Raw genomic sequence first — 24,399 nt, 5'->3', positions numbered from 1 at the left:
GGAGCTGACAGCTCCGGGGAAAGCGGCCCGAATTATTCAATCACGCCGCAAGCGAAGCGCGCGCCGCCACCGCCAAGCGGCTTCGGTTTATCCGCATAATTATCGCCGCCAACATGCACCATCAGGGCGCGGCCCTTGATCTCATCCAGCGATTTGAGACGCGGCGAAACCACGCTACCCGTAACCTTGCCGTCCGCATCGGCCTTCAACAGCGGCAGGTCGCCCATATGGCCCTCGCCCTCAGGCCCCATGTGATGCTTGGTATGGCCGGGGTCATAATGTCCGCCAGCCGCCTCTGCGGGAGCGGTCTTGCCGTCCTTTTCCGCCGGTGCGCAGCTTCCCTTTTCATGGACATGGAAACCATGTTCCCCCGCTGCTATGCCCTGCAAATTGGGTGTAAACTGCAGGCCATCAGCAGTTTGCGAAATCGTAATCGTGCCGAGTTCCTTGCCCTGCCCTGTTGGTAGCGCCTCGAACATTTTCACGCTGACGTCGTCCGCAAAGGCGGGCACAGTCGCAAGCGCCAGTAACGAACCTAAAATCAAGCTGCGCATCGTCTCCTCCATCCTCAAATTCGTTTCGGGATAAAAACTAACGTATGGATCGACAAATTGTTCGGTTTATAAAGTTTGCAAAAGATTGCGCGGCAGTGTTCCGCCGCGCAATCCGGTATTGGATCAGACAGTTACGAACTGCCCCATCATGCCGACATCTTCATGCTCCAGCACATGGCAATGGAACATGAATGGATGACTGCGCACCGCTTCACGATCGAAGTGTACCAGAAGCTCTGCCTTGCCATCAATCAGCGCTGTGTCCTTCCAACCCGACTGATGGGCGGGCGGAGCCTTGCCGTTCAACGTCAGGATACGGAAAGAGGCACCGTGGATATGGAACGGATGCGCCATTTCCTTCGTGGTCAGTTCCCATATTTCCCATGAGCCCAGCCTGGCCTCCACATCGATACGCTTCATGTCGAAAGGTTCGCCCGCAATCGCCATGCGCACACCGGACGTCATCGCATCCAGCGCCGGACCGGCCTCAGCGGATGAACGGCTACCATGCATCATGTCGTGGTCCATCTCCCCGCCCTGCATGGCGCCCATATCCATCGGGCCCATCCTGTGGCCAGCATGGGGGTCTGCGGCAGGCTTTTGCATCATCAGCTTCATGTTTTCAGCCATGCGCTCATCAAAGAAGAATGAACGCCTGCGCACCGATTTGTCGGGGTCTGGCGCTTCCGGTGCTTCAAGACTTGCCGGAATGTCCTTGACCCCTCCCTTAAGCGCGCTATCGACGCTGAACCGCATCAGCATCTGGTCGTCGCCGCCGCTGTCATCGCTTGCGGTCAGAAGTTCGACACTATTGCCTCCCGTCGAAAAATCGACGAGCGCCTCATAACGCTCGCCGGGGCTGATCGTCAGCCGTTCGACGGCTTCCGGCTTGCCGGTAAAGCCGCCATCGGAAGCAAACACATGCAGCGGGCGATTGTCGCTGAAACGCAGATGGAAATTGCGCGCATTGGCACCGTTGAGAATGCGCAGGCGCACCACTGCCGCGGGCACTTTCGCTTCCGGCGAGATGACGCCATTGACGATCAGACGATCTCCGCGAAAACCGTGCATCAGATCCATGATATCGGGCTGATAGACCTTGTCGCCTTCGATGACACGGCGGTCCTGAAGCACCAGCGGAATATCGTCCACACCATAGGTTTCCGGCAGGCCTCGCTCGGCATCCTTGCCGTCGCTGACGATCATCAACCCGGCAATGCCCATATGCGCCTGACGGGCGGTGCCGCCGTGCAGATGCGGGTGAAACCAGTTGAACGAAGCCGGTTGGTTGACCGTTACCCTTGGTTCCCAGCGGCCTCCCGCCGGAACAAGATTGTGCGGCCCACCGTCAAGGTTCGACGGAACGAACAGCCCGTGCCAATGCAGGGTCGTCTCCTCGTCCATGTCGTTTTCGACGGCAAGCGTTACGTTTTCGCCATTCTTGAGCCGGACGACGGGGCCGAGATAGGTTCCGTTGATACCGGCAGAAGCCGCATCGCTGCCCGGCGCGAAGGAATGACGACCCTTGCCGATCTTGAACCGGACGACGCCGGAAGCATCGGGTTCCAGCAAAGGCGGAACGGGCAGGCTCTGCGCCTTGCCCGATGGGGCCATTTCCATGGCGCCGTGGCCCATATTCTGATGCGCATCCTGCGCAAAGCCGGTCAAAGGGCGAACAGCGGCGAAGCTTGCCGCGCCCGCGCCAAGCGCGAGCAGGCGGCGGCGAGTTAATCCACGCATAGTGAAGTCTCCAAATAGAATTCCAGACAATAATCCTGTCGCCGCCGATCGATCGACAGCGTTTTGAGCGATTAAAGCGGAAGTGTTATTGGAGGTCGCAGAAGGTCATGGCGGGCATTGCTGTTCAGTGCGGCAACGAGTGGCGGAGGACCAAAATCCTGTGACGGCGCGAATGCGCCAATATCGGCGCTCAACTGCACAATACAGCCGCAACTCATCATCACACAGGCGACCGGAGCCTTTGCTCCGTGATCCATGGGTGCCTGTTGCCCCCCATTGTGGGAGACGGGCATCGCGCTGTCTGCGGATTGTTGTTCGCTCATACGACAGCCGACAGAAACGCCTGCCGTCGGCGTATCATGCGCCATGGCATAACAAAGCTGTGTGGAAATGAGAAACAGCACTGACAAAACCGTCAGCAACACGCGCGACGGCATATGCAGGAAGGAAAGACCCCACATATTGCGTCTGCCGCCAATGTTCTGTTTCACGAACTGCATCTCCGCATCCGAATTGATGCCCGGTTATTGATCCGACCCGAATCTAGGGACGCGATGTGACAATTGAAAGGCCTATTCTTATATCCCATGATTTAGCTCGCACTTTCACTTTTCTTTCGAAAAGAAGAGTTCCGCGTTCATAAAATTACGCAAAACCCCTTTTCTGCTTGCGATTCCGTATCACAAGGTTTTAAAGAACCGCATCTTGGCTGCTCCCAATTATAACAGCCCACAAAAACGGATAAGAAAATGACTGTCGCTCAAGCGGTTGTTCCGCAGCAAAATTCCGCGCGCCGTGTTCTGGCCGCAAGCATGATCGGCACTACGATCGAATTCTTCGACTTTTACATTTATGCAACGGCAGCGGTGATTGTATTCCCGCATCTGTTCTTCCCTGCCAGCGATGGTAATTCGGCACTGCTTCAATCGCTTGCCACATTTGCTATCGCGTTCTTTGCCCGCCCGATTGGTGGCGCGCTGTTCGGTCACTTCGGTGACAGGATCGGCCGCAAGGCAACGCTCGTGGCCGCGCTCATGACCATGGGCATTTCCACAGTCGCCATCGGCTTCCTGCCGACCTATGAATCCATCGGCGTCTGGGCCGCTCTCCTGCTGGCGCTGTGCCGTCTCGGCCAGGGCCTCGGTCTCGGCGGTGAATGGGGCGGCGCCGTGCTGCTCGCCACCGAAAACGCGCCGGAAGGCAAGCGCACCTGGTACGGCATGTTCCCGCAGCTTGGCGCGCCGGTCGGTTTCATTCTGGCGACGGGTATTTTCCTGTTTCTGGCCGAAGTTCTCACCGAAGAACAGTTCTTCGCCTTTGGCTGGCGCGTTCCGTTCATCGCCAGTGCAATTCTCGTCGCGGTCGGCCTCTTCATCCGCCTGAAGATCGCTGAAACGCCGGAATTCCAGAAGGCCATCGACAAGGCCGAACGCGTTGAAGTGCCGGTTGCCACGCTGTTCAAGCAGCACAAGCTGAACCTGTTCCTCGGCACCATCGCCGCCGTTGCAACCTTCGTGCTTTTCTACCTCATGACCGTGTTTTCGCTCGGCTGGGGCACGCGTGCGCTGGGCTATAGCCGTGAAGAATTCCTCGTCCTGCAGATGATCGGCGTCGTGTTCTTCGGCCTGACCATTCCGCTGTCGGCTATTCTGTCCGACCGCTATGGCATGCGCCCGGTGATGATCGTCGTCACGATCCTGATTGGTCTCTACGGCCTGATCATGGCACCGCTTTTCCTGGGCGGTACGGCTGGCGTTCTGGCCTTCCTCATCATCGGTTTCGGCCTGATGGGCATGACCTATGGTCCGATCGGCGCGGCGCTGGCCGAACCGTTCCCAACCTCGGTACGCTACACCGGCGCATCGCTGACCTTCAATCTGGCCGGCATTCTCGGCGCTTCGGTCGCGCCTTATATCGCGACCTGGCTCGCCACCCATTACAGCTTCGACTATGTCGGCTATTACATGGTGGTCGCAGCCCTGATCTCGCTGATCGGCTTTGCCTTCATCTCGTTCAATCGCGGCAAATAAAGCCAGGCTTGAAAGCCAAACAAAAGCCCGCGTGGAGCAATCCACGCGGGCTTTTCGTTTCCGTTGCCGAAAGCTTATTCGACGTCGGCAGCTTCGAGTGCAATCGCCACCGACTGGATGATCGCGGCAAAACGCGCTGCCGTCTGGATGACTTCCGTCGTCACGTTCGCTTTGCGCAGCACATCTTCATGCGCGTCGATGCACATGCCGCAACCATTGATCGCCGAAACCGCGAGCGACCAGAGTTCGAAATCGACCTTGTCCACGCCCGGATTGCCGATCACATTCATGCGCAGCTTGGCTGGCAATGTGCGGTAGTCCTTGTTCGAGGCCAGATGCACGAAGCGGTAATAGACATTGTTCATGCCCATGATGGATGCAGCCGATTTTGCAGCCTGCACCACCGATGCGTCGACCTTGGCTGCGGCTTCGGCGGTTAGCGCCTTGCGCACATCCGCATTGCGCGAGGCAATGCCGCAAGCCACGAACAGACCGTATTTCTGCTGCGGACTCAGCGTTTCGTCGCTGGCCATGGACGACAGGTTGAGGCGGACATCCTTGGCGAAATCCGGGATTTTTGACTTCAGGTCGTCAATCGACATGGAACCCTCTTATTGCTTATTGCTGGATAAAAGAAAGGCGGGCCTGAACCCGCCTTTTGATTGGTCGTGCGCGACAGCTTAAGCTGCCTTCAACGTCTCGCCACCGACTTCGCGGTTGCAAGGGCACAGTTCGTCGGTCTGCAGAGCGTCGAGAACACGCAGCGTATCCTTCGGAGCGCGGCCAACATTGAGGTTGGTTGCGTAGACGTGCTGGATCGTGTTGTCTGGATCGACAACGAAGGTGTAGCGATAGGCAACGCCATCCGGCGAACGAACGCCGAGACCGTCAACCAGCGAGCCATTGGTGTCGGCAAACGACCAGATCGGCAGCTTGTCGAGATCCTTGTGGTCGCGACGCCATGCGAGCTTCACGAATTCATTGTCGGTAGAACCGCCGAGAACCACGGCGTCGCGGTCTTCAAAATCGGAAGCCAGACGAGCAAATTCTGCAATTTCAGTCGGGCAGACGAAGGTGAAATCCTTCGGGTAGAAGAAGATGACCTTCCACTTGCCTTCGAAGCTCGTTTCCGTCAGCTCTTCGAATGCCGAAACACCGTTTTCTTCATGATGGTTGAAACCGGGCTTTACACCGGTGACCTTGAAAGAGGGGAGCTTATCGCCGATACCGAGCATCTTAAAACCTGCCTGTAAATTCTATAGTTATTCAGAAAATTCAGAATTTTCTGAATTTTCTGCTTGCGAGTCATCTATAGTCGACCTACCACTATCGGTCAAAGCGATTAAAGCGATTGTTCATATCGATTATAACGATAAGCCCTTCATTTCATGCTCAATATCAGCGTTCGCCAGCTCCACTATTTTCTATCGCTTGTACAGGCAGGTTCGTTTTCGCGCGCCGCTGAAGCCGTGGGCGTCACCCAATCCACATTGAGCGCTGCCATTCAGGCGTTGGAAGCGGAACTGGGCGTTACATTGATCGACCGGACGGGCCGACGCATGCAACTCTTGCCCGCTGGCGAGGATTTTCTGGCACGCGCCCGTGATATCGTTGCGCGGATCGAAGAGCTGCCCGAACATGCCCGGCAGGCCGAACGACCGTTGACCACGCGCCTGCGGCTTGGCGTCATTCCGTCCATCGCGCCGTTCTTCCTGCCGAAAGTCCTGCCCGCGACGGCCAAGGCGTTTCCCGAGTTGCAACTGACCGTGCGTGAAGGGCTGACCCGCAGCCTGCTGGAAAGCCTGCGCTCCGGCACGCTGGATGTTGCGCTTGTAGCCCACCCCTATGACCTCGATGAGTTCGAAATGGCGGAAATCGGGCATGATCCGTTTTTCCTGGCCGTGCGCCGCGATCATGCGCTTGCCAATCGGGATCGCGTCGATGCCGACGATCTGCTGGATGAGCCTTTCCTGCTGCTCGAAAGCGGCCATTGCCTGCGCGAACATGTGATGGCGGCCATCGGCTCCAAGCCTGCCCAAACCGGCGGCGATGTGCACGCCACCAGCATCATGACGCTGGTTCAGCTCGTGCAGTTTGGCATGGGCGTCACGCTGCTGCCGGAGCTGGCGGTCAAGGCCAATGTGGCGCGTGGCACCGATCTCAGCATTGTGCCCTATGAGGGGAAGAACAATTTCCGTTCGCTGGTGCTGGCGTGGCGGGCGAATGCGGCGCGGCGCAACGAGTTCCAGCTGTTCGCCAGCCATCTGCGCGACAACTGTATGAGCGACGCAGCCTGACCTGAACTACAGAACGCCCCAGGCGCGAAAGCGGCCTCGCCCGGTCATTTCGCGCAGATTGAGTTCGCCGATCAGCTTCAACGCACCTTGCTGCGTGACCTGTAATTCCTTCTCGATCATCTGGCTGGAAACCAGCGGGTTGCTCAGGATCAGTTCCATCAATTGCGGCAAACGCGAATTGGATCGGCGCCCCTTCAGCTTGCGCTGCATCTGTTCGCGCGCCAGCATCAGGCGGTCATGCTCCTTCATGCCCGCTTCCGAAGCCTCTTCGATTGCCGCCAGAAAAACCTTGAGCCGCATAAGCCGGTTCGGCGAACGGCGTTCATTGGGCTTTTTCGTCTGCAAACCGATACTGATCGCTGGCAGATGATTGGCGGCGATGCCCGACTGGTTCAGGAAAGACGCCGTCAGCAGTCGGCCAATCCAGGACGAGCGCTGCACCACCTGCATGGAAAACCAGGCGTCATGCATGATTGCGGCACGCAAGAGCGGCGGCAAATGCCGGGTTGAATCGAAAATTTCGCGCCATTCCTGCAGACGCTCGGCCTCGTCCCAGTCGTCTTCATAGATCAGCGTATCGCGTGGCAAAGGTTTCGGCTTGCGGGGTTCGCTGGTCACGCCTTTTAACAGGGCATCCGTTCGTGCCAGAAGCGCGTCGATATCATCAAGCAGCGGATCGCTGTCGTCATCGTCGGACAGGGCGGACGGCTCTGGCTCGGGTGCTTCAGCAACATCAGGATTAAGCCCCAGGAGCTGCCGCATGCCAGCAGGACTCAACGCCCAGCCCGCCGCACGGCCCGCAATCTGGCGGCGCATACGTAGCACCGCATGAGCGACCGTGAGGGCATGGCTTGGCGTGCGGCTGTCCATCAGCGCATCATGGAGCACCAGGTCTTCCAGATGCACCAGTTCGCCTTCCAGCCACATGGAGGAGACGGCGTCCTGCATATGCATGCGCCGTTTCAATCCATCACAGATGGGCGAACGCGCCAGCCGCTCGTCCAGTCGTGTCAGCGCGGCGGTCGCGCTGGTCACGGCAAGGAAAAGTTCCTCAAGCGGCAGGTCATCGATTTTGTAAGCCATATCCGCATATCGCAGCCTCGCGGCGGGAAAGGCAAACGGAAATCAATGCCTAAGCCAGAACGTCCGCAACTTTCACACGGCGTCCCTCTTTGACCGAGCGCAAAGCCGCTTCGGCCAATGCCAAGGCCTGCAAACCGTCTTCGGCGGAAGGCGACGGCGCTTTGCCGCTATCCAGCGCATCGATGAACGACGCAATTTCCGCCGCATAAGCCTGCGTATAACGCGTCATGAAGAAATCATGCAGCGGTGGGCGGGTGTAACCATCCTTCGAAGCTATTTCTATCGATACCGGACGCTGGTTTTCCGCCGATACAGCGCCCAGCGAACCATGCACTTCGATGCGCTGATCGTAGCCATAAGAGGCGCGGCGCGAATTGGAGATAACGCACTGACGACCGGAAGCCGTGGTGAGGATGACGCTGGCGCTATCAAAATCGCCAAGCTCGCCAATCTTCGGGTCCACAAGCACCGAGGCCGAGGCCGAAACACCGTCGATTTCCTCGCCAAGAAGAAAACGCGCCATGTCAAAATCATGGATCGTCATGTCGCGGAAAATCCCGCCCGAAACCTTGATATATTCGGCTGGCGGCGCGCCGGGGTCGCGGCTGGTGATCGTCACCATTTCGACCTTGCCGATCTGGCCATCGTCAATCGCCTTGCGCACGGCTGTAAAATGCGGATCGAAACGGCGGTTGAAACCGAGCATCACTTTCGCGCCGGTCTCCTTGATGACTTTCAGGCAAGCGCGCACCCGCGCAATGTCGAGATCAATCGGCTTTTCGCAGAACACCGCCTTGCCTGCCCGCGCAAAGCGCTCGATCAGATCGGCATGGGTGTTGGTCGGCGTGCAGATCAGCACCGCATCCACATCACCGGACTTTTCGATCTCTTCGATTGTGCGCACATCCGCACCGGCAGCGTCGGCAATCGCGTGCGCCGCCGCCTCATTGGCGTCGGCGACTGCGACCAGTCTGGCGCGCCTGTCGGACGCTATCGCGCCCGCGTGAACCTTGCCGATGCGACCTGCGCCAAGCAGTGCCAGACGTGTCACCATTGCCTTATCCCTCCCAGGAAACCGCCGCTGTGAAACGGTTACAAAACTGATTGATATTCCCATTCATGCGTTTACCACTTAATTGTCCCGTTTATTGGGGATCGCGCGTAAGGCATATTGGAATATTTATTCTATTTTGCTAGAATGTGGCATAAAGATTGTCAAGACACCGTTTTTGGAAAGTCCGCAATGGATACAGTTTCCGCTTCATCCCCAGCCCCAACCACCGTCAAGGAATTTGAAGCGCGTCTGCTGGAAGTTTCCGACCGCCTGCCGAAGCGCCTGAAACAATGCGCGGATTTTGTCGCGGCCAATCAGGATCGCATCGCGGTTTCCACAGTCGCAGAAATGGCCGATGGCGCAGGCGTGCAAAGCTCGGCCTTCATGCGGTTTTGCCAATTGCTGGGCTTTTCCGGCTTTTCGGAAATGCAGAAGCTTTTCCGAGAATCCTATGCTGGCGGCTGGCCTGATTATTCGACCCGTCTGGAACATCTGCGCGAGACGGCAGCCAACAGCGCGCCTGCCTTGCTGGCCGAGTTTGCCGAAGCGGGGCGTACATCGCTTGAAGGCCTGCTCAAGACTATAGAACCGGAAGCGCTGGAAAGAGCCGTCGAGATTCTCGCCCGCGCCGAGACAATCCACCTCGTTGGCATTCGCCGCGCGTTTCCTGTGGCAAGCTATCTCGCTTATGCGCTGGAAAAGATGCAGGTTCCGGCCATGCTGCACAGCGCCGTCGGCAAGCTGGAAAACATGCACGCCATCCGCAAAGGCGATGTGCTTTTGGCAATCACCTTTTCGCCCTACTCCGCTGAAACCGTCGAGATGGCGGAATCCGCTGCCGCGCGCGGCGTCAATGTCGTCGGCATCACGGACACCATCGTCAGCCCGCTGAGCAAGCTTGCGCAACAAACCTTGCTGGTCTCCGAAGTGGATTTCGGCGCTTTCCGCTCGCTTTCCGCCACACTCTGCCTCGCTATCGCGCTTGCGGTTGCCGTCGGCACCGCCCGCCAGTCGGGTTGATTCCATTTTTCGGTTGAAATGGAATAATAAATCCATTTTAATCAGAAATGGAATAACTGCTATGCGCACAGAATCGCATTGCGGTCATCATAAGAAGTGCCGAGGGAGGAAGCGCATTTCATGGAGAAGCCGCTCGACTTGATAACGATTGGCCGGTCTTCGGTGGACCTCTATGGCGCGCAGATCGGCGGCCTTCTCGAAGATATGGCTTCCTTCAACAAATATGTCGGCGGCTCCCCGACCAATATCGCAACGGGCACCGCCCGGCTCGGCCTCAAATCCGCACTGATCACGCGCGTCGGCGATGAGCATATGGGCCGTTTCCTGCTGCGCGAGTTGGAACGGGAAGGTGTAGACACCCGCGGCATCGTCACCGATCCGCAACGTTTGACCGCACTGGTCATTCTGGGCATCCGCGACCAGCAGCATTTTCCGCTGATTTTCTACCGCGAGAACTGCGCCGACATGGCGCTTTGCGAAGATGATATCGACCCGTATTTCATCGCTGAAGCTGGATGCGTTCTCGCAACCGGCACCCATCTGTCGCATCCGCGCACGGAAGCCGCTGTCCTCAAGGCGCTGCGCCTTGCGCGCCAGAATGGCAGTCGCACCGCGCTCGATATCGATTATCGCCCCAATCTTTGGGGTCTTTCAGGGCATGGCGATGGCGAAAACCGTTTTATCGAATCTGCTGCCGTCACCGCAAAGCTGCAATCGAGCCTGCCGCTTTTTGACCTCATCGTAGGCACGGAGGAAGAGTTTCACATTGCAGGCGGCTCGACCGATACGCTTGCAGCCCTCACCGCTGTGCGCAAGATCACCGATGCCGTTCTTGTCTGCAAGCGCGGGCCGATGGGCGCGGTGGTTTTCGAAGGCGCTATTCCAGACAATCTCGACAAGGGGCAGAGCGGAGAAGGCTTTCCCATCGAAGTTTTCAATGTGCTGGGCGCGGGCGATGGCTTCATGTCCGGCCTGTTGCGCGGCTGGCTGAAGGGCGAGGACTGGCCGACCAGCCTGAAATTCGCCAATGCCTGTGGTGCTTTCGCCGTCTCCCGACATGGCTGCACGCCTGCTTATCCAAGCTTCGAAGAAATGCAATATTTCTTCCGCAACGGCATTCGCAATCATGCGCTGCGCAAGGATGCGCAACTGGAACAGGTGCATTGGTCCACCAACCGCAACGGTGACTGGCCGCATATGCGGGTTTTCGCTTTCGATCATCGCATCCAGCTGGAAGAAATGGCTGCCGAGGCCGGCGTGGATAACACCAAGATCGGCGAATTCAAACGTCTCTGCCTCGACGCCGCCTTGCAGGTTTCCGGCGGAAGCGGCGGCTATGGCATCCTGTGCGATGGTAGGCTGGGTCGTGACGCGCTCTACCGGGCGGCTGGCTCCGGCCTATGGATCGGGCGCCCGACCGAATGGCCGGGTTCGCGTCCGCTAAAGCTGGAACCAGACCTCGGAGCCGATTGCGGCGGACTCGTGGAATGGCCGGTGGAACATGTGGTGAAGCTTCTCTGTTTCTACCACCCGGACGATACGGCGGATATGAAGGCCGAGCAGGAAGCGACCGTCCAACGGCTGTTCACGGCGGCGCGCCGCAACCGGCTGGAATTTCTGTTGGAGATCATTCCGTCCAAGGCCGGGCCGGTCGATGACGGGACCACCGCGCGCGTCATCCAGCGCTTCTACGATATCGGCGTCTATCCCGACTGGTGGAAGCTGGAACCGATGAAGACCAAGGCGGCCTGGGCCAATGCCTGTGAAGCCATCACCCGCAACGATCCTTACACGCGTGGCATCGTGGTTCTGGGTCTTGATGCGCCAGCGGAGGAGCTGGAATCGAGCCTCGCAATAGCGGCAGGCTTCGATCTTGTGAAAGGCTTTGCGGTCGGCAGAACCATCTTCGGTGACGCAGCGCGCAAATGGCTGAATGGCAAGATCAGCGATAATGAGGCCGTTGCCGAAATGGTCGCGCGCTACAAAAACCTGTGCGATGTCTGGGACAAACTGCGCAGACACTGATTCATATCTCGGGAGGAGACATGACAACCGTTCGACTGACTGCCGCGCAAGCGCTGGTGCGTTATCTCGCGAACCAGATGACGCCGGAAGGCGACACATTCATCGCGGGCGTATGGGCTATTTTCGGTCATGGCAATGTGGCGGGGCTGGGCGAGGCGCTTTACGGCATCCGCGAGCAGTTGCCGACATGGCGCGGCCATAACGAGCAGACCATGGCCCATGCGGCCATCGCCTATACCAAGCAGCTTGGCCGCAAACGCGCCTGCGCCGTCACATCCTCCATTGGCCCCGGCGCGACCAATATGGTGACGGCGGCAGCGCTGGCCCATGTGAACCGCCTGCCCGTTCTGCTTATTCCCGGCGATGTCTTCGCCAATCGCGGCCCCGATCCCGTGCTGCAGCAGATCGAGGATTTCGGCGACGGCACCATGACCGTCAACGACTGTTTCCGCCCGGTGAGCCGCTACTTCGACCGCATCACCCGACCGGAACAGCTTCTCACCGCCCTGCCCCGCGCCTTCCGCACCATGACCGATCCAGCCGATTGTGGCCCGGTGACACTCGCCTTCTGTCAGGATGTTCAGGCGGAAGCCTATGACTGGCCGCTGGAATTCTTCGCGCCAAAGGTCTGGCATTGGCGTCGCCCTCCGCCGGATGAACTGGAGCTCGCAACCGCCATCGCCGCAATCCGCAACGCATCCAAGCCTGTGATCGTCGCAGGCGGCGGCGTGCATTATTCCGGCGCACATGAGGCTTTGAAGCAATTTGCCGAAACGCATGGCATTCCCGTCATCGAAACACAGGCGGGGAAATCTGCGCTGCCATGGGATCATCCGCTCAACTTCGGTCCGGTCGGCGTGACGGGTGCCGACAGCGCCAATGCTGTTGCCGCCGAAGCGGATCTGGTGATCGGCGTTGGGACCCGCTTTCAGGATTTCACCACCGGCTCATGGGCGCTGTTCAAGCATCCGGGCCGCAAGCTCTTGTCGCTCAACGTCCAGCCCTATGACGGTGCGAAGCACAATGCATTGCCTCTGGTGGCGGATGCGTGGATCGGGTTGCAGGCGCTTGACGCGGCGCTTTCAGGCTACAAACGACAGCCGGTCGATACACGCTTGAAAGACAAATGGTTTGCCGATGCCGACCGGATCACCGCTGCACCCACGGAGGGCAATGCCTTGCCTACCGACATGCAGGTGATCGGTGCCGTGCAGCGCCAGTCGCGTGACAATACGGTTGTCATGTGTGCAGCCGGTACGATGCCGGGCGAGTTGCACCAGCTCTGGAAGGCCGGGCGCGCCATGTCCTATCACATGGAGTATGGCTTCTCCTGCATGGGCTATGAAATTGCGGGTGGCCTTGGTATCAAGATGGCTGAGCCGGACCGCGACGTCATCGTCATGGTTGGCGATGGCTCCTACATGATGGCAAATTCCGAACTCGCCACCGCCGTGATGCTGGGTCAGAAAATCACCGTTGTCCTGACGGACAATCGCGGCTTTGGCTGCATCAACCGGCTGCAAATGGCCACTGGTGGCGCAGAGTTCAACAATCTGCTCGACCATGCCGCCCATGTGAACCCGTCGCAGATCGACTTCGCCGCGCATGCCCGCGCCATGGGTGCGGATACGCGCAAGGTTACGTCGATCACGGAGCTGGAAGCGGCCCTTGCCGAATCACGCGAAAGCCCACGCACAAGCGTGATCGTCATCGATACCGATCCCTACCCGACGCCTGACACCGGAGGCTGGTGGTGGGATGTTGCCGTGCCGGAAGTATCGGAGCGCGAACAGGTACGCGCTGCCCGCCGCGCCTATGAAGCTCAGCTGAAAGAAAGAAACTGACCGATGATATTGTACGGCACCAATCCCATTGCCTGGTCCAATGACGATGACCGCAGCCTCGGCGCGCATATCACGCTGGATCAATGCCTGGATGAAGCGGCGAAAATCGGCTTCGACGGCATCGAAAAGGGCCATAAATTCCCGCAAGAACCAGACGCGCTCAAGGCTGTGCTGGAGCAGCGGGGATTGCGTTATGTTTCCGGCTGGCACTCGCTCAACCTGCTCGTCAATTCGGTCGAAGACGAGAAAGCCGCGATGCAGCCCGCGCTTGACCTTCTGAAGGCCATGGGCTCGAAGGTCATCATCGTCTGCGAAACCTCCAACGCCATTCACGGCGATAACGACAAGCCGCTTTCCGAACGCCCCGTGCTGGAAGAAGCGCGCTGGCCAACTTTCGGCGCTGGCGTCGAAGCGCTCGCAGCTCATGCGGCTCAACAGGGGATTGCGCTCGTTTATCATCACCATATGGGCACGATCGTGCAAAGCGAGGACGAAATCGACCTGCTGATGCACCATACTGGCCCGGCGACGAAACTCCTGCTCGACACCGGGCATTGCCTGTTTGGCGGTGGCGATCCTGAGCGCGCAGCAAAAAAGCATATGGCGCGCGTCGGCCATATCCACGCCAAGAATGTTCGCCCGGCTATTGCAACCGAAGTCAGCGACCAAAGCCTTTCCTTCCTTGAAGGGGTGCGTCGCGGCGTGTTCACGGTTCCGGGCGACAAGGAAGGCGCGGTCGATTTCGTACCTGTTCTCAAGCAAGCTGCCGAACACGGCTATCAGGGCTGGCTCGTCATCGAAGCCGAACAGGACCCGGATATTCGCAACCCGTTCGAATATCAGACGCTGGGGCTGAAATCGCTGAAAGCATTCGCCAGGGACGCAGGGCTCGACAAGGGAGACTGAGACATGGCTAATCTGTTACGCAAGCCGCAAGGCACGCATGGCAAAGTCCACGACATCACGCCGGAAAGTGCCGAATGGGGTTATGTCGGTTTCGGTCTCTACCGGTTGAAACCGGGCGACACGGTCTCCGAGCGGACCGATGTCAACGAAGTCATTCTGGTGCTGGTGGAAGGCAAGGCCAAAATCACCGCATCGGGCGAAGATTTTGGCGAAATGGGCGAACGCATGAGCGTGTTCGACAAGCTGCCCCCGCATTGCGTCTATGTTCCAGCCGAAAGCGATTGGATAGCCATAGCGACAAGCGATTGCGTCCTCGCCGTCTGCACAGCACCCGGCAAGCCCGGACGCAAGGCGCAGAAACTTGGCCCCGAAGGCCTGACGCTGGAGCAGCGCGGCAAGGGCGCCAACACGCGCTACATCCACAATATCGCGATGGAAGGCCGCGATGTTGCCGACAGCCTGCTGGTGACGGAAGTCTTCACGCCACAGGGCAACTGGTCGTCCTATCCGCCGCACCGGCATGACGAGGACAATTATCCGGATATGACCTATCTGGAGGAGACTTATTACCACCGGCTCAATCCGGCGCAGGGCTATGGCATCCAGCGCGTCTTCACCGAAGATGGCAGCCTCGATGAAACAATGGCTGTTTCAGATGGTGATGTCGTGCTGGTCCCGAAGGGGCACCACCCCTGCGGCTCGCCCTATGGCTATGAGATGTATTATCTCAACGTCATGGCCGGGCCAATGCGTAAATGGCGCTTCAAGAACCACCCCGATCACGACTGGATTTATCAGCGCGATAATCCGTAAAATGCCTGAAAAATCCGAAAAGGCGGCTCGAAAGCCGCCTTTTTCAATTTCAAGAGCGAGACCCGTCAGCCGATTGCCATCAGACTGGCATTACCGCCTGCAGCGGTCGTGTTGATCGAGGTCGAGACCTCTTCCAACAGCCAGTTGAGGCAGTAAGCATCGTCCTTGGCGGCCAGTTCTTCGGTCGAGGCGGCCTGCGTCAGAACCAATGGTCCCGGCAGCCCCGCGATCTTCTGGTTGACCTCAAGAATGCGCGCACTGTCACCTTCGACAAGCGCGCCGGCGAAAGGCGCATCCGCCTGCCAGTCCTTGCTCCAGCTGATGCGGGCGGCAACGCTGGCAGGCAAGTCTTTCAGGCTGGCCTGCAAGCCGGAAGCCGCGTCGATTGCCGCCGTGTTGCCGGTGGCAAGCGCTGCTGTCAGCTGGCGATAGAGACCGATCTCGGTCTGCGGCACCAGCAGGATGCGACCACGCGGATGCAGCGCATAGAGGTTGCGTTCACCAACAGGACCCGGCAGCTCGATATCGAGACCGAGCGCCGAAACGCTGCCCGTCTCGCGCGCTGCCTGCGCCAGATCGTTCATGCCGCGCTGGCCAAGCCACTTCGCGAAATCCTTGAGCGCCGCGTCGGTGTGAACCGAGCTATGGCGCGGCGGGATCGGCGCGGTATCAACCAGACGTCCGAGATAGAGCGGACCACCCGCCTTCGGGCCGGTGCCGGACAGGCCGCGGCCACCAAACGGCTGAACGCCGACAATCGCACCGATGACGTTGCGGTTGATATAGATGTTACCGACGCGGATACGGTCGGCGACATTGGCGATGGTTTCATCAAGGCGCGTATGCAGACCGAAGGTCAGACCATAGCCCGTGGCGTTGATATCATCGATCAGGCGCTCCATGTCGTCGCGCTTGTAGCGCACCACATGCAGAACCGGGCCGAACACTTCACGCTTCAGATCGCGCAGCGTTTCGATCTCGATGATCGTCGGTGCAACGAATGTGCCCTTAGCGGTTTCCGGTCCAAGCGGAAGCTGCTCAACCTTGCGGCCAAGCTCACGCATGCCCTGAATATGCTTTTCGATGATGCCCTTGGCTTCGTCGGTGATGACCGGCCCGATATCCACCTTCAGCTTGTCGGTGCGCCCGATGGACAATTCGCGAAGCGCGCCCTTGAGCATGGCCAGAATGCGGTCTGCCACATCTTCCTGCAAGCAGAGTACACGCAGCGCCGAGCAGCGCTGACCGGCACTGTCGAAGGCAGAAGCGATCACGTCGAAGACAACCTGTTCGGCCAGAGCCGAAGAATCGACGATCATGGCGTTCTGGCCGCCGGTTTCGGCGATCAGCGGGATCGGTTTGCCGTTTGGCAGCAGGCGCGAAGCAAGCTGCGCCTGAATGAGTCGCGCAACTTCCGTCGAGCCAGTGAACATCACGCCGCAGGTTTCCGACGCTGCAACCAATGCAGCACCGATGCGACCATCGCCCGGCAGAAGCTGAAGCGCGTCAGCGGGAATACCGGCTTCGTGCAGGATACGCACGCCCTGCGCCGCGATCAGCGGCGTTTCTTCGGCAGGCTTCGCCAGAACCGGATTGCCAGCAACAAGCGCGGCTGCAATCTGGCCGGTGAAGATAGCGAGCGGGAAGTTCCACGGGCTGATGCAGACGATAGGACCGAGCGCCTTATGCGCAACGCCAAATGTGCGGCGGGTCTGTTCGGCATAATAGCGCAGGAAGTCGATGGCTTCGCGCACTTCGGCGATGGCGTTCGGCATGGACTTGCCCGCTTCACGCATCACGAGGCCGAGCAGTTCCGCCATGTCGCGCTGCATGATGTCGGCAGCGCGATCAAGGCAGGCGGCGCGTTCGGTGGGCGCTACGGCGGACCAGCTTGCAGTCGCCGTCTTTGCAATGGCCATCGCCTTGGCAACATCAGCGGCGTCGATTTCCGTGACCGTGCCGACAACGTCTTCGTGGTCGCCGGGGTTCAGAACCGGGCGGCTTGCGCCCTTTACCTTGACGCCTGCAACCTGCGGCTCGGACGTCCAGCTGCGATCTGCCGTCGCTTCAAGCTTCTTGCTCAGCGCATCGAGCGTCACTTCGTTGGACAGGTCGAAACCGGCGGAATTCTGGCGAGCGCCATAGAGACCTTCCGGCAGCGCAATCTGGTCATGGCGCGCACCGACGACGGCCATGGAGCGCACGACCTCGACCGGATCGGCGACCAGCTCATCAACGGACACATTTTCATCGCCAATGCGATTGACGAAGGATGAGTTCGCGCCGTTTTCGAGCAGGCGGCGCACCAGATAGGCCAGCAGTGTTTCATGCGTGCCAACCGGCGCATAAATGCGGGCCGGACGGCCAAGCTTGGACGGGCCGACAACTTCGTCATAAAGCGGCTCACCCATGCCGTGCAGGCACTGGAATTCGAACTTGCCGGTTTTGAAATCCTGGCCGGCGATGTGATAGATCGTCGCCAGCGTCTGCGCATTGTGGGTCGCGAACTGCGGGAAGACGGCATCGGTTGCCGCCAGCAGCTTGCGAGCGCAGGCAATGTAGGAAACGTCGGTGTGCACCTTGCGGGTATAGACCGGGAAGTCTTCCAGACCGTCCACCTGCGCGCGCTTGATTTCGGCGTCCCAATAAGCGCCCTTCACCAGACGCACCATGACACGGCGCTTGTTCTGGCGGGCCAGATCGATGATGAAATCGAGCACGAACGGACAGCGCTTGCCATAGGCCTGCACCACGAAGCCGATGCCTTCCCAATCGGCCAGATCCGGATCTTCGATCAGGCTCTGCAACAGATCGAGAGACAGTTCCAGACGGTCAGCTTCTTCGGCGTCAATGTTCAGACCGATATTGTAGGACTTGGCGATGGCCGCGAGTGCCTTCACCTTTGGCAGCAATTCACCCATGACGCGTTCGCTCTGCGAGCGGACATAACGCGGATGCAGCGCCGAAAGCTTGATGGAAATGCCGGGGCCGTCATAGATGCCGCGACCAGCGGAAGCGCGGCCAATGGCATGAATGGCGGTTTCGTAATCCTTGTAGTAGCGCTCGGCGTCGGCAGCGGTGGTCGCGGCCTCGCCCAGCATATCGTAGGAGTAACGGAAGCCGCGCTCCTCCAGCGGCTTGGCGCGCTTCAGTGCTTCGTCGATGGTTTCGCCGGTGACGAATTGCTCGCCCATCATGCGCATGGCCATATCGACGCCACGGCGGATAACCGGCTCGCCGCAACGGGCGATCAGGCGCGTCAGCGCAGCCGAAAGGCCGCGATCATTGACGGTGTTGGTGAGCTTGCCGGTAACGACGAGACCCCAGGTTGCCGCATTGACGAACAGCGAACGACCGCCACCGATATGGGATTTCCAGTCCCCATTAGAGATCTTGTCGCGAATGAGCGCATCGCGGGTCGCCATGTCTGGAATACGCAGCAGCGCTTCGGCGAGGCACATCAGCGCCACGCCTTCCTGGCTCGACAGCGAATATTCATGCACCAGACCTTCAACGCCGGTGCCCTTGTGCTTGGCGCGCAGCGCCTCGATCAGCTTGCGCGCCGTTGCGCGCACCGCCTTGCGGGTTTCATCCGGCAGTGTCGCCTGCTCAACCAGAGCCGTCACGCATTCCGCTTCCGAACGACGATAGGCGCTCGTGATGATCTGACGCAGAGCGCTCTGCTCGCGGATCGGCGGCGCAAAATTCTGGAAAACCGGATTTGTGGGAGCTGGAATTTTATCGGTCATGGTGCAAGGCTCGCAAAAGAGAACAGGCCCGGGCGTAACGCCCAGTTTACCTCTGTTTTATTTGGGTGCACACTATCATCGGCGCAAATTGCATTCTGCCTTGATTTGAACCATATAGAGGAAAAACGATCTTATTATCGCGATCTATAAAGGCAAAATGAATGCGAAAGATAGAGTCTATAGACGATCTGGATCAGTTCGACCGGCGCATTCTGGAAGTTCTCAGCGAAGACGGCAGAATTCCGGTAACCGAGCTGTCTAAAAAGGTCGGTCTTTCCAAGACGCCATGTCAGGCGCGACTGAAAAGGCTGGTCGATGAAGGCTATATTCTGGGCTTTCGCGCGGCTATCGATCCGGAGAAACTTGGCATCGATCACATCGCCTTCACGACGGTTAAACTGTCCGACACACGCGAGGCGGCGCTCAACGCCTTCAACACGGCGGTGCGCAAGATACGCGAGGTGGAAGAGTGCCACATGATCGCGAGCTCGTTCGATTATCTTTTGAAAGTGCGTACACCAAATATCCGTCGCTATCGCGAAGTGCTGGGCGAGAAGATTTCCAGCCTGCCCAATGTGGCAAGCACATCGACCTTCGTGGTGATGGAATCCGTCAAGGACAATCGCCCCGTCAGAGTCTATCCGGGCGCGATCTGACCAAAAGAAAATGGCGGGCATTGCCCGCCATTTTCATTTTCCATTGCTGGAACGGATTAGTTCAGGCCGAGCGTGCCGCGCAGCGTGGACAGGTCTTCGGCCAGCGTCGTCACCGGACCGGCAAGCGCCTTGCGGTCGTCTTCCGACAGCTTGTCATAGGTTTCGTAGCCGTCGCCCTTCTTGTACTTGGCAAGAATATCGTCAACGGTCTTGAAGTTGGCTTCGACCTTCTTGATCAGGTTAGGATTTTCCTTCTCGATCAGCGGCTTGAACAACTCGACAATCTTCTGCGCGCCATCGACATTGGCCTTGAAATCCCAAAGGTCGGTGTGGCTGTAACGGTCTTCTTCGCCGGAAATCTTGCCAGCAGCCACTTCCTCCATGAGTGCGGCTGCACCGCCCACGACCTTTTCAGGCGGAACAGTCAGGTCTTTTACACGCTTCTGGAGTTCCAGAACATCGGCATAGAGCTTGTCCGCAAAAGGCGTCAGGCCATCGGTCGTGTTCTGTGCGAACAGGCCATATTCGAGGCGGTGGAAGCCGGTGAAATCTTCCGACTTCTCGCCATTTTCATGATCGTCGGCGCGGCTGTCGATAGACGCATCGAGATCAGCGAAAAGTTCAGCAATCGGCTCGATCTTTTCATAGGAGACGCGCGAGGACGGATAGAGTTCTTTGGCCTTCGCCAGATCGCCAGCCTTGATCGCATCCGTGAAAGCCTTGGTGTCCTTCACCAGAATGTCGAGGTGCTCCTGCACATAGACCTTGTAGTCGGCAATCGGCTGGACGAGATCCAGCGGCGAAACCTCGGCCTTGGCAGCGCCGAAGCTGAGCGAGAGCGCGACGGCGCAAGCCGAAGCAAGCCCAGAAACATACAGGGGCAGACGATACTTCATGTTTAGCCTCTCCATGATGATGGACAGAGCGCTCCGGCCTCAACCGTCAAAACGCTCTGTCATCTTGTTTGTGCATTTCTCCAAACAGCTTGGGCAGTTGTGGGGGAAATGCCTCCACCTCACCCGCGGGCGTTTTGCGGCCCGCTCGCCGCAAGCAATCCACGCGCGTAATAGTCCTGATCGTCCGTCACGCCCGGCAGCGCGAAGAAATATCCGCCGCCGATGGGCTTGATATATTCTTCCAGCGGCTCGCCATTGAGGCGGTTCTGGACCGTGATGAAACCTTTTTCGAGGTTGGCCTGATAGGCAATGAACAGCAGCCCCATATCGAGCTGGCCCGACTTGGTGACACCGTTCGAATAGTTGAACGGACGGCGCAGGATCAGGTTCTCATGCGCCTTGGCATCACGCGGATTGGCCAGACGGATATGCGAATCCATCGGCGTGACCTTGCCATCGTGATCCTTGGCAAAATCCGGCACATCGGCTTCTGTCTTACCGTCGAACGGCGCACCGCTATCCTTGCGACGACCGAAAATCGTCTCCTGCTCCTGCAATGGCGTGCGGTCCCAGCGCTCCACCATATTGCGGATGATGCGCACCGCGACATAGCTGCCATTGGCGGCCCAATCCGGCTCGTCGCTTTCCTTCTGCACCCAGACAACCTGCTGCATCAGTTTCTTGTCGGATGCATCCGGATTGGCCGACCCATCGCGGAAACCGAGGAAGTTACGCGCGCTTTCCTTGGCTTTCGGCGAATGCGGCGGCTGCACCGGCACAGTGCCTTCCTGCTTCCAGCGCACCATCAGCAAGTCCGGCATATTCTTCATAATATCGCGAAGCGCGTGAATATTGGTGTCCGGCGTGTTGGAGCAGAACTGGATCATCAGATCGCCATGGCAGATATCCTTCTGCAAGGCATCGTTGGGGAAGCCGGTCATGCGCTGAAGGCGCTTCGGTTTCATCGGCTTCAGGCCGAAACGGTCATCGAACAGCGAATTGCCGAGCGCGACCGTTATCGTCAAATTGTCCGGCGTCACCGTCGGGCCGAGAATGCCTGAATCAGACGGCGGAAATTTTGCGTCGAGCACCGGCGGCTCGCCGCCCTTCATGAGAAAGGCAGCGCGCTCGGTCAGGAGCTTGAACATGCGCTCAAGTTCACCGCGATCCCGCGCCAGAACATCGAAGGCGGCAACCAGGCCAGCCGCCGGACGCGCATTGACAATGCCCGGCTGGTGAACGCCATGGAACGGCTGGCTTTCGTGAATTTTGTCGCTTTCCGGCGCGTTGGTCACGCTGTCGGAAGACAGTGCATGGGCCGGTTGCGGGTTCAACACGCCCGCCACCGCGCCGGCAACGCCGGTTGCCCCAGCGCCCAGCAGCAATGCGCGGCGTGAAGGTGAAACAGGATTATCGGTTTTCAAAAATTTCTTGGTCATTAATCCACTCCCAATTGATCGCGGAGTTTAGAGAATTGGGCGGCGAGCGAGGCGGCGCCGTCCTTGATCTTCGCCTTTTCATCAGACGAAAGATTGTCATAGGTCTTGAAACCATTGCCTTCGGCATTGGCGCTCAAAAGAGCGTTCACCGCAGCCAGTTCCTTGTCGATGCCTTCAAATGCCTTCGCATCGACCTTGTCCACGATGGGACGCAACACATCCACCGTCTTGGCCGCGCCTTCAACGAGACCGGCGAATGCGTGCAAATCGGTGTGGGCATAGCGGTCTTCACCCGTATCGCCCGCCGTCGAAGCAAAGCGATTAAGCGCCGATGCAGTACCAGCGAGCATGCGATCCGGCGAAATGCGCAGGGCGCGAATACGCTCCTTCAAGGCACCGGCATCCTGTGCCAGCTTGTCCGCGACCGGGGCCAGACCGTCTGCCGATTTCTGCTCGAACAGCCCGTATTCGATACGATGCAGGCCGCCAAAAGCAGCATCCTGCTCACGCTTTTCAAAATAATCAGCACGCGCATTGATGGCCGTATCGAGATCGGAGAAGGCTTCGGAGACCGGCGCAATGCGGGCATAGGCGGCGCGGGCCGGACCATAGGCTGCCTGCGCTGCTTCCAGATTGCCGCTGGTGACAGCAGCCGACAGATCGCCTGTCTCCTTCTGGAATTCAGCCACTTCTGCTGCAAGATAAATCTGGTATTCCGCCAGCGCGCCGATAAAGGCGGTCAGTGGCAGTTTCTTGCCCTTTTCTGCATCACTTGCGGCGGACGGCGTGACCGTCAGCTTGCCACGCGGGTTGGACAGCAGGCCGCAGGTGATCTGATATTCGCCGGGCGCGAGCTTTGCCGTGATTGTCTGCTTGAAACCGGGCGCGATATTTTCGCGCTCTTCCAGCACCATGACGCCGTCGAGAATTTCCCATTCGACGGTGCGGTCGGACTTGTTGACGATCTCAAACACCGAGCGCCCGGCCGGAACGGACAGCTCGTTCGGTTCGCAGCTTTTCGCATTGATCGCCACCTGAATTTTGCCTTCGGCATCGGCATGACGCGCCTTATCCGAAACGCGCGAGGCATAATAGAAGGCCGCCCCCGCCGCCACGAGCAGCAGCACGGCCAGCACCAGCCCGATGCGAACCAGATTGCGGGAGAAAGGTTCGGTGGCTCTAGGGTTCGTCATGAAAAATCTCTTCGACTAAGCGCTATGCTTGGCCTCAGCGCCCTGAACAGGCGCGGAGGATGGCATCAGGAAAAGAACGAGTGCTGGAACAAGGAAGGCGACATAGGCCACGACTTCGCTAACCGTCGGCGTTGCGATATAGCCGAAGATTCCGGCCAGAACCGAACCGAGCGTGCTGTCCAGCGGTAGAATGTCGCTTGCGTCGAAAACCACCGTCTGGAAATGGTTCCAGAGACCGGCTTCATGCAACGCCATCACCGAATTGGCCAGAATACCGGCGGCGATAATCAGGATGAAAACGCCAGTCCAGCGGAAGAAACGGCGCAGATTGAGCTTCAAACCACCCTTGAAGATGGCATAGCCGACGACAGCGGCAAGCAGCACACCCAGAAGCGCGCCAAGCGGGGCGGCAGCGCCTTCGCTTTGCTGGAATGCGGCCAGCAGGAAGAAGACCGACTCCAGCCCCTCGCGGGCAACAGCGAAAAACACCATCAGGATAAGGCCGACGCCCTTATGCGTCGGCGTTTCAAAAGCAGCGTCGATGGAATGATGCAGCTCGGCCTTGATCGAGCGCGCTGCCTTGCGCATCCAGAACACCATGGAAGTCAGCACGAAAACGGCGATCAATCCAATGATGGCTTCGAACAGTTCCTGCGCCTTTTGCGGAAACTCTGCGCTCAGAATTTGCAGGATCGCGCCAACGGTCAGCGACATGGCAAGCGCCAGAAGAATGCCGATCCAGACAACGGGCATCCAGGCGCTGCGTCCCGTCTGATGCAGATAGCTCGCGATGATACCAACGATCAGCGCTGCCTCCACGCCTTCGCGGAACATGATGAGAAACGGTACGAGCATTTCGTTCTATCCAAACAGACAGAGAAACCGGCCCGCCCCTTTTGACCAGTTCTCGATCAGCCTAAGCCTTCGTCAATTGGTCACCTTTTATAATTAGCTTACACCCACTGCAAGACAAATGAACATGACCACGCTAGGAATGTTTTAGAATTATTCTAACGATTTCATGCGTTTATGGAAGCAATTAAGGCAAGGCTGACGAACCGTGGCAGACAGGCCCGGGCGACTCACGCCCTATCCCACGG

General features: G+C 58.7%; 20 protein-coding genes. 8 read left to right on the top strand and 12 right to left on the bottom strand.

All coding sequences use genetic code 11. The annotated features are described in order from the left end of the window. Window positions 1-32: 32 nt before the first annotated feature. From sodC to WIX40_RS07600, 3 genes are all read right to left on the bottom strand, one after another. Entirely contained in the window at window positions 33-554 is a 522-nt protein-coding gene (gene sodC, locus WIX40_RS07610) for a superoxide dismutase family protein (protein ID WP_124915841.1), read from the bottom strand. 123 nt (window positions 555-677) lie between these two features. Then, a complete protein-coding gene (gene cueO / locus WIX40_RS07605; protein ID WP_339439654.1) occupies window positions 678-2,294 on the bottom strand; it encodes a multicopper oxidase CueO in 1,617 nt (538 codons plus the stop codon). A 71-nt stretch (window positions 2,295-2,365) separates the two neighbouring features. Continuing rightward, window positions 2,366-2,794, bottom strand: a complete 429-nt coding sequence (locus tag WIX40_RS07600) for a hypothetical protein (protein ID WP_339439652.1) — start codon at window positions 2,792-2,794, stop codon at window positions 2,366-2,368. Window positions 2,795-3,043: 249 nt separating this feature from the next. On the opposite strand from WIX40_RS07600, the gene WIX40_RS07595 reads away from it, so the two are divergent. Next, on the top strand, window positions 3,044-4,324 hold the full coding sequence (locus tag WIX40_RS07595) for an MFS transporter (protein ID WP_339439650.1): 1,281 nt from the start codon (window positions 3,044-3,046) through the stop codon (window positions 4,322-4,324). A 74-nt stretch (window positions 4,325-4,398) separates the two neighbouring features. Here WIX40_RS07595 and ahpD read toward each other — a convergent pair whose 3' ends face one another. Both ahpD and WIX40_RS07585 read right to left on the bottom strand, forming a co-directional pair. After that, entirely contained in the window at window positions 4,399-4,926 is a 528-nt protein-coding gene (gene ahpD, locus WIX40_RS07590; protein ID WP_140023900.1) for an alkylhydroperoxidase, AhpD family, read from the bottom strand. A 78-nt stretch (window positions 4,927-5,004) separates the two neighbouring features. Further along, a complete protein-coding gene (locus tag WIX40_RS07585) occupies window positions 5,005-5,559 on the bottom strand; it encodes a peroxiredoxin (protein WP_109367204.1) in 555 nt (184 codons plus the stop codon). Window positions 5,560-5,712: 153 nt separating this feature from the next. Between WIX40_RS07585 and WIX40_RS07580 the strand changes: the two genes are divergently transcribed. Then, window positions 5,713-6,621 carry a hydrogen peroxide-inducible genes activator gene (locus tag WIX40_RS07580; RefSeq protein ID WP_109367203.1) on the top strand — a complete coding sequence of 303 codons (909 nt, stop codon included), beginning with the start codon at window positions 5,713-5,715 and terminating at the stop codon, window positions 6,619-6,621. A 6-nt stretch (window positions 6,622-6,627) separates the two neighbouring features. Here the strand turns inward: WIX40_RS07580 and WIX40_RS07575 are convergent, their stop codons facing one another. Next, a complete protein-coding gene (locus WIX40_RS07575) occupies window positions 6,628-7,704 on the bottom strand; it encodes an RHE_PE00001 family protein (RefSeq protein WP_140023902.1) in 1,077 nt (358 codons plus the stop codon). 49 nt (window positions 7,705-7,753) lie between these two features. Then, window positions 7,754-8,758 carry an inositol 2-dehydrogenase gene (iolG, locus tag WIX40_RS07570; RefSeq protein ID WP_339439645.1) on the bottom strand — a complete coding sequence of 335 codons (1,005 nt, stop codon included), beginning with the start codon at window positions 8,756-8,758 and terminating at the stop codon, window positions 7,754-7,756. A gap of 189 nt (window positions 8,759-8,947) precedes the next feature. On the opposite strand from iolG, the gene WIX40_RS07565 reads away from it, so the two are divergent. The 5 genes from WIX40_RS07565 to iolB all read left to right on the top strand — a co-directional run bounded on the left by WIX40_RS07565 (window position 8,948) and on the right by iolB (window position 15,366). Then, window positions 8,948-9,778, top strand: a complete 831-nt coding sequence (locus WIX40_RS07565; RefSeq protein WP_109367200.1) for a MurR/RpiR family transcriptional regulator — start codon at window positions 8,948-8,950, stop codon at window positions 9,776-9,778. 120 nt (window positions 9,779-9,898) lie between these two features. Beyond that, entirely contained in the window at window positions 9,899-11,803 is a 1,905-nt protein-coding gene (locus WIX40_RS07560; RefSeq protein ID WP_339439642.1) for a bifunctional 5-dehydro-2-deoxygluconokinase/5-dehydro-2-deoxyphosphogluconate aldolase, read from the top strand. A 20-nt stretch (window positions 11,804-11,823) separates the two neighbouring features. Then, a complete protein-coding gene (iolD, locus tag WIX40_RS07555; protein WP_339439640.1) occupies window positions 11,824-13,647 on the top strand; it encodes a 3D-(3,5/4)-trihydroxycyclohexane-1,2-dione acylhydrolase (decyclizing) in 1,824 nt (607 codons plus the stop codon). A 3-nt stretch (window positions 13,648-13,650) separates the two neighbouring features. Next, complete coding sequence (gene iolE, locus WIX40_RS07550) at window positions 13,651-14,553, top strand: myo-inosose-2 dehydratase (RefSeq protein WP_339439638.1); 903 nt, start codon at window positions 13,651-13,653, stop codon at window positions 14,551-14,553. A 3-nt stretch (window positions 14,554-14,556) separates the two neighbouring features. Then, on the top strand, window positions 14,557-15,366 hold the full coding sequence (gene iolB, locus WIX40_RS07545; protein ID WP_339439636.1) for a 5-deoxy-glucuronate isomerase: 810 nt from the start codon (window positions 14,557-14,559) through the stop codon (window positions 15,364-15,366). A 65-nt stretch (window positions 15,367-15,431) separates the two neighbouring features. Here iolB and putA read toward each other — a convergent pair whose 3' ends face one another. Then, window positions 15,432-19,115, bottom strand: a complete 3,684-nt coding sequence (gene putA / locus WIX40_RS07540; protein WP_339439634.1) for a trifunctional transcriptional regulator/proline dehydrogenase/L-glutamate gamma-semialdehyde dehydrogenase — start codon at window positions 19,113-19,115, stop codon at window positions 15,432-15,434. Between the two features lie 161 nt (window positions 19,116-19,276). On the opposite strand from putA, the gene WIX40_RS07535 reads away from it, so the two are divergent. Then, window positions 19,277-19,771, top strand: coding sequence for an Lrp/AsnC family transcriptional regulator (locus tag WIX40_RS07535; RefSeq protein WP_109367192.1), 495 nt, complete (start codon window positions 19,277-19,279; stop codon window positions 19,769-19,771). A gap of 56 nt (window positions 19,772-19,827) precedes the next feature. Here the strand turns inward: WIX40_RS07535 and efeO (WIX40_RS07530) are convergent, their stop codons facing one another. From efeO (WIX40_RS07530) to efeU, 4 genes are all read right to left on the bottom strand, one after another. Further along, window positions 19,828-20,667 carry an iron uptake system protein EfeO gene (gene efeO, locus WIX40_RS07530; RefSeq protein WP_339439632.1) on the bottom strand — a complete coding sequence of 280 codons (840 nt, stop codon included), beginning with the start codon at window positions 20,665-20,667 and terminating at the stop codon, window positions 19,828-19,830. 119 nt (window positions 20,668-20,786) lie between these two features. Beyond that, window positions 20,787-22,106, bottom strand: a complete 1,320-nt coding sequence (efeB, locus tag WIX40_RS07525; RefSeq protein WP_339439630.1) for an iron uptake transporter deferrochelatase/peroxidase subunit — start codon at window positions 22,104-22,106, stop codon at window positions 20,787-20,789. Continuing rightward, window positions 22,106-23,299: an iron uptake system protein EfeO gene (efeO, locus tag WIX40_RS07520; protein ID WP_339439628.1), complete on the bottom strand. Its 1,194-nt coding sequence runs from the start codon at window positions 23,297-23,299 to the stop codon at window positions 22,106-22,108. Before efeO (WIX40_RS07520) ends, efeB begins: the two co-directional genes overlap by 1 nt. Window positions 23,300-23,314: 15 nt before the next feature. Continuing rightward, window positions 23,315-24,154 (bottom strand): iron uptake transporter permease EfeU, encoded by an 840-nt coding sequence (gene efeU / locus WIX40_RS07515; RefSeq protein ID WP_109367188.1) that lies wholly within the window; start codon window positions 24,152-24,154, stop codon window positions 23,315-23,317. Window positions 24,155-24,399 lie beyond the last annotated feature (245 nt).

This window comes from Ochrobactrum teleogrylli, assembly GCF_037482325.1.
Lineage (GTDB): Bacteria > Pseudomonadota > Alphaproteobacteria > Rhizobiales > Rhizobiaceae > Brucella > Brucella teleogrylli.
Note: the sequence above shows the minus strand (reverse complement) of the source record. Positions and strands in the feature narration are given on the sequence as shown.

What these genes read in the sequence shown, in the direction of transcription:
- sodC (WP_124915841.1), bottom strand. Translation starts at nt 554, where the DNA reads ATGCGCAGCTTGATTTTAGGTTCGTTACTGGCGCTTGCGACTGTGCCC.
- cueO (WP_339439654.1), bottom strand. Translation starts at nt 2,294, where the DNA reads ATGCGTGGATTAACTCGCCGCCGCCTGCTCGCGCTTGGCGCGGGCGCG.
- WIX40_RS07600 (WP_339439652.1), bottom strand. Translation starts at nt 2,794, where the DNA reads ATGCAGTTCGTGAAACAGAACATTGGCGGCAGACGCAATATGTGGGGT.
- WIX40_RS07595 (WP_339439650.1), top strand. Translation starts at nt 3,044, where the DNA reads ATGACTGTCGCTCAAGCGGTTGTTCCGCAGCAAAATTCCGCGCGCCGT.
- ahpD (WP_140023900.1), bottom strand. Translation starts at nt 4,926, where the DNA reads ATGTCGATTGACGACCTGAAGTCAAAAATCCCGGATTTCGCCAAGGAT.
- WIX40_RS07585 (WP_109367204.1), bottom strand. Translation starts at nt 5,559, where the DNA reads ATGCTCGGTATCGGCGATAAGCTCCCCTCTTTCAAGGTCACCGGTGTA.
- WIX40_RS07580 (WP_109367203.1), top strand. Translation starts at nt 5,713, where the DNA reads ATGCTCAATATCAGCGTTCGCCAGCTCCACTATTTTCTATCGCTTGTA.
- WIX40_RS07575 (WP_140023902.1), bottom strand. Translation starts at nt 7,704, where the DNA reads ATGGCTTACAAAATCGATGACCTGCCGCTTGAGGAACTTTTCCTTGCC.
- iolG (WP_339439645.1), bottom strand. Translation starts at nt 8,758, where the DNA reads ATGGTGACACGTCTGGCACTGCTTGGCGCAGGTCGCATCGGCAAGGTT.
- WIX40_RS07565 (WP_109367200.1), top strand. Translation starts at nt 8,948, where the DNA reads ATGGATACAGTTTCCGCTTCATCCCCAGCCCCAACCACCGTCAAGGAA.
- WIX40_RS07560 (WP_339439642.1), top strand. Translation starts at nt 9,899, where the DNA reads ATGGAGAAGCCGCTCGACTTGATAACGATTGGCCGGTCTTCGGTGGAC.
- iolD (WP_339439640.1), top strand. Translation starts at nt 11,824, where the DNA reads ATGACAACCGTTCGACTGACTGCCGCGCAAGCGCTGGTGCGTTATCTC.
- iolE (WP_339439638.1), top strand. Translation starts at nt 13,651, where the DNA reads ATGATATTGTACGGCACCAATCCCATTGCCTGGTCCAATGACGATGAC.
- iolB (WP_339439636.1), top strand. Translation starts at nt 14,557, where the DNA reads ATGGCTAATCTGTTACGCAAGCCGCAAGGCACGCATGGCAAAGTCCAC.
- putA (WP_339439634.1), bottom strand. Translation starts at nt 19,115, where the DNA reads ATGACCGATAAAATTCCAGCTCCCACAAATCCGGTTTTCCAGAATTTT.
- WIX40_RS07535 (WP_109367192.1), top strand. Translation starts at nt 19,277, where the DNA reads ATGCGAAAGATAGAGTCTATAGACGATCTGGATCAGTTCGACCGGCGC.
- efeO (WP_339439632.1), bottom strand. Translation starts at nt 20,667, where the DNA reads ATGAAGTATCGTCTGCCCCTGTATGTTTCTGGGCTTGCTTCGGCTTGC.
- efeB (WP_339439630.1), bottom strand. Translation starts at nt 22,106, where the DNA reads ATGACCAAGAAATTTTTGAAAACCGATAATCCTGTTTCACCTTCACGC.
- efeO (WP_339439628.1), bottom strand. Translation starts at nt 23,299, where the DNA reads ATGACGAACCCTAGAGCCACCGAACCTTTCTCCCGCAATCTGGTTCGC.
- efeU (WP_109367188.1), bottom strand. Translation starts at nt 24,154, where the DNA reads ATGCTCGTACCGTTTCTCATCATGTTCCGCGAAGGCGTGGAGGCAGCG.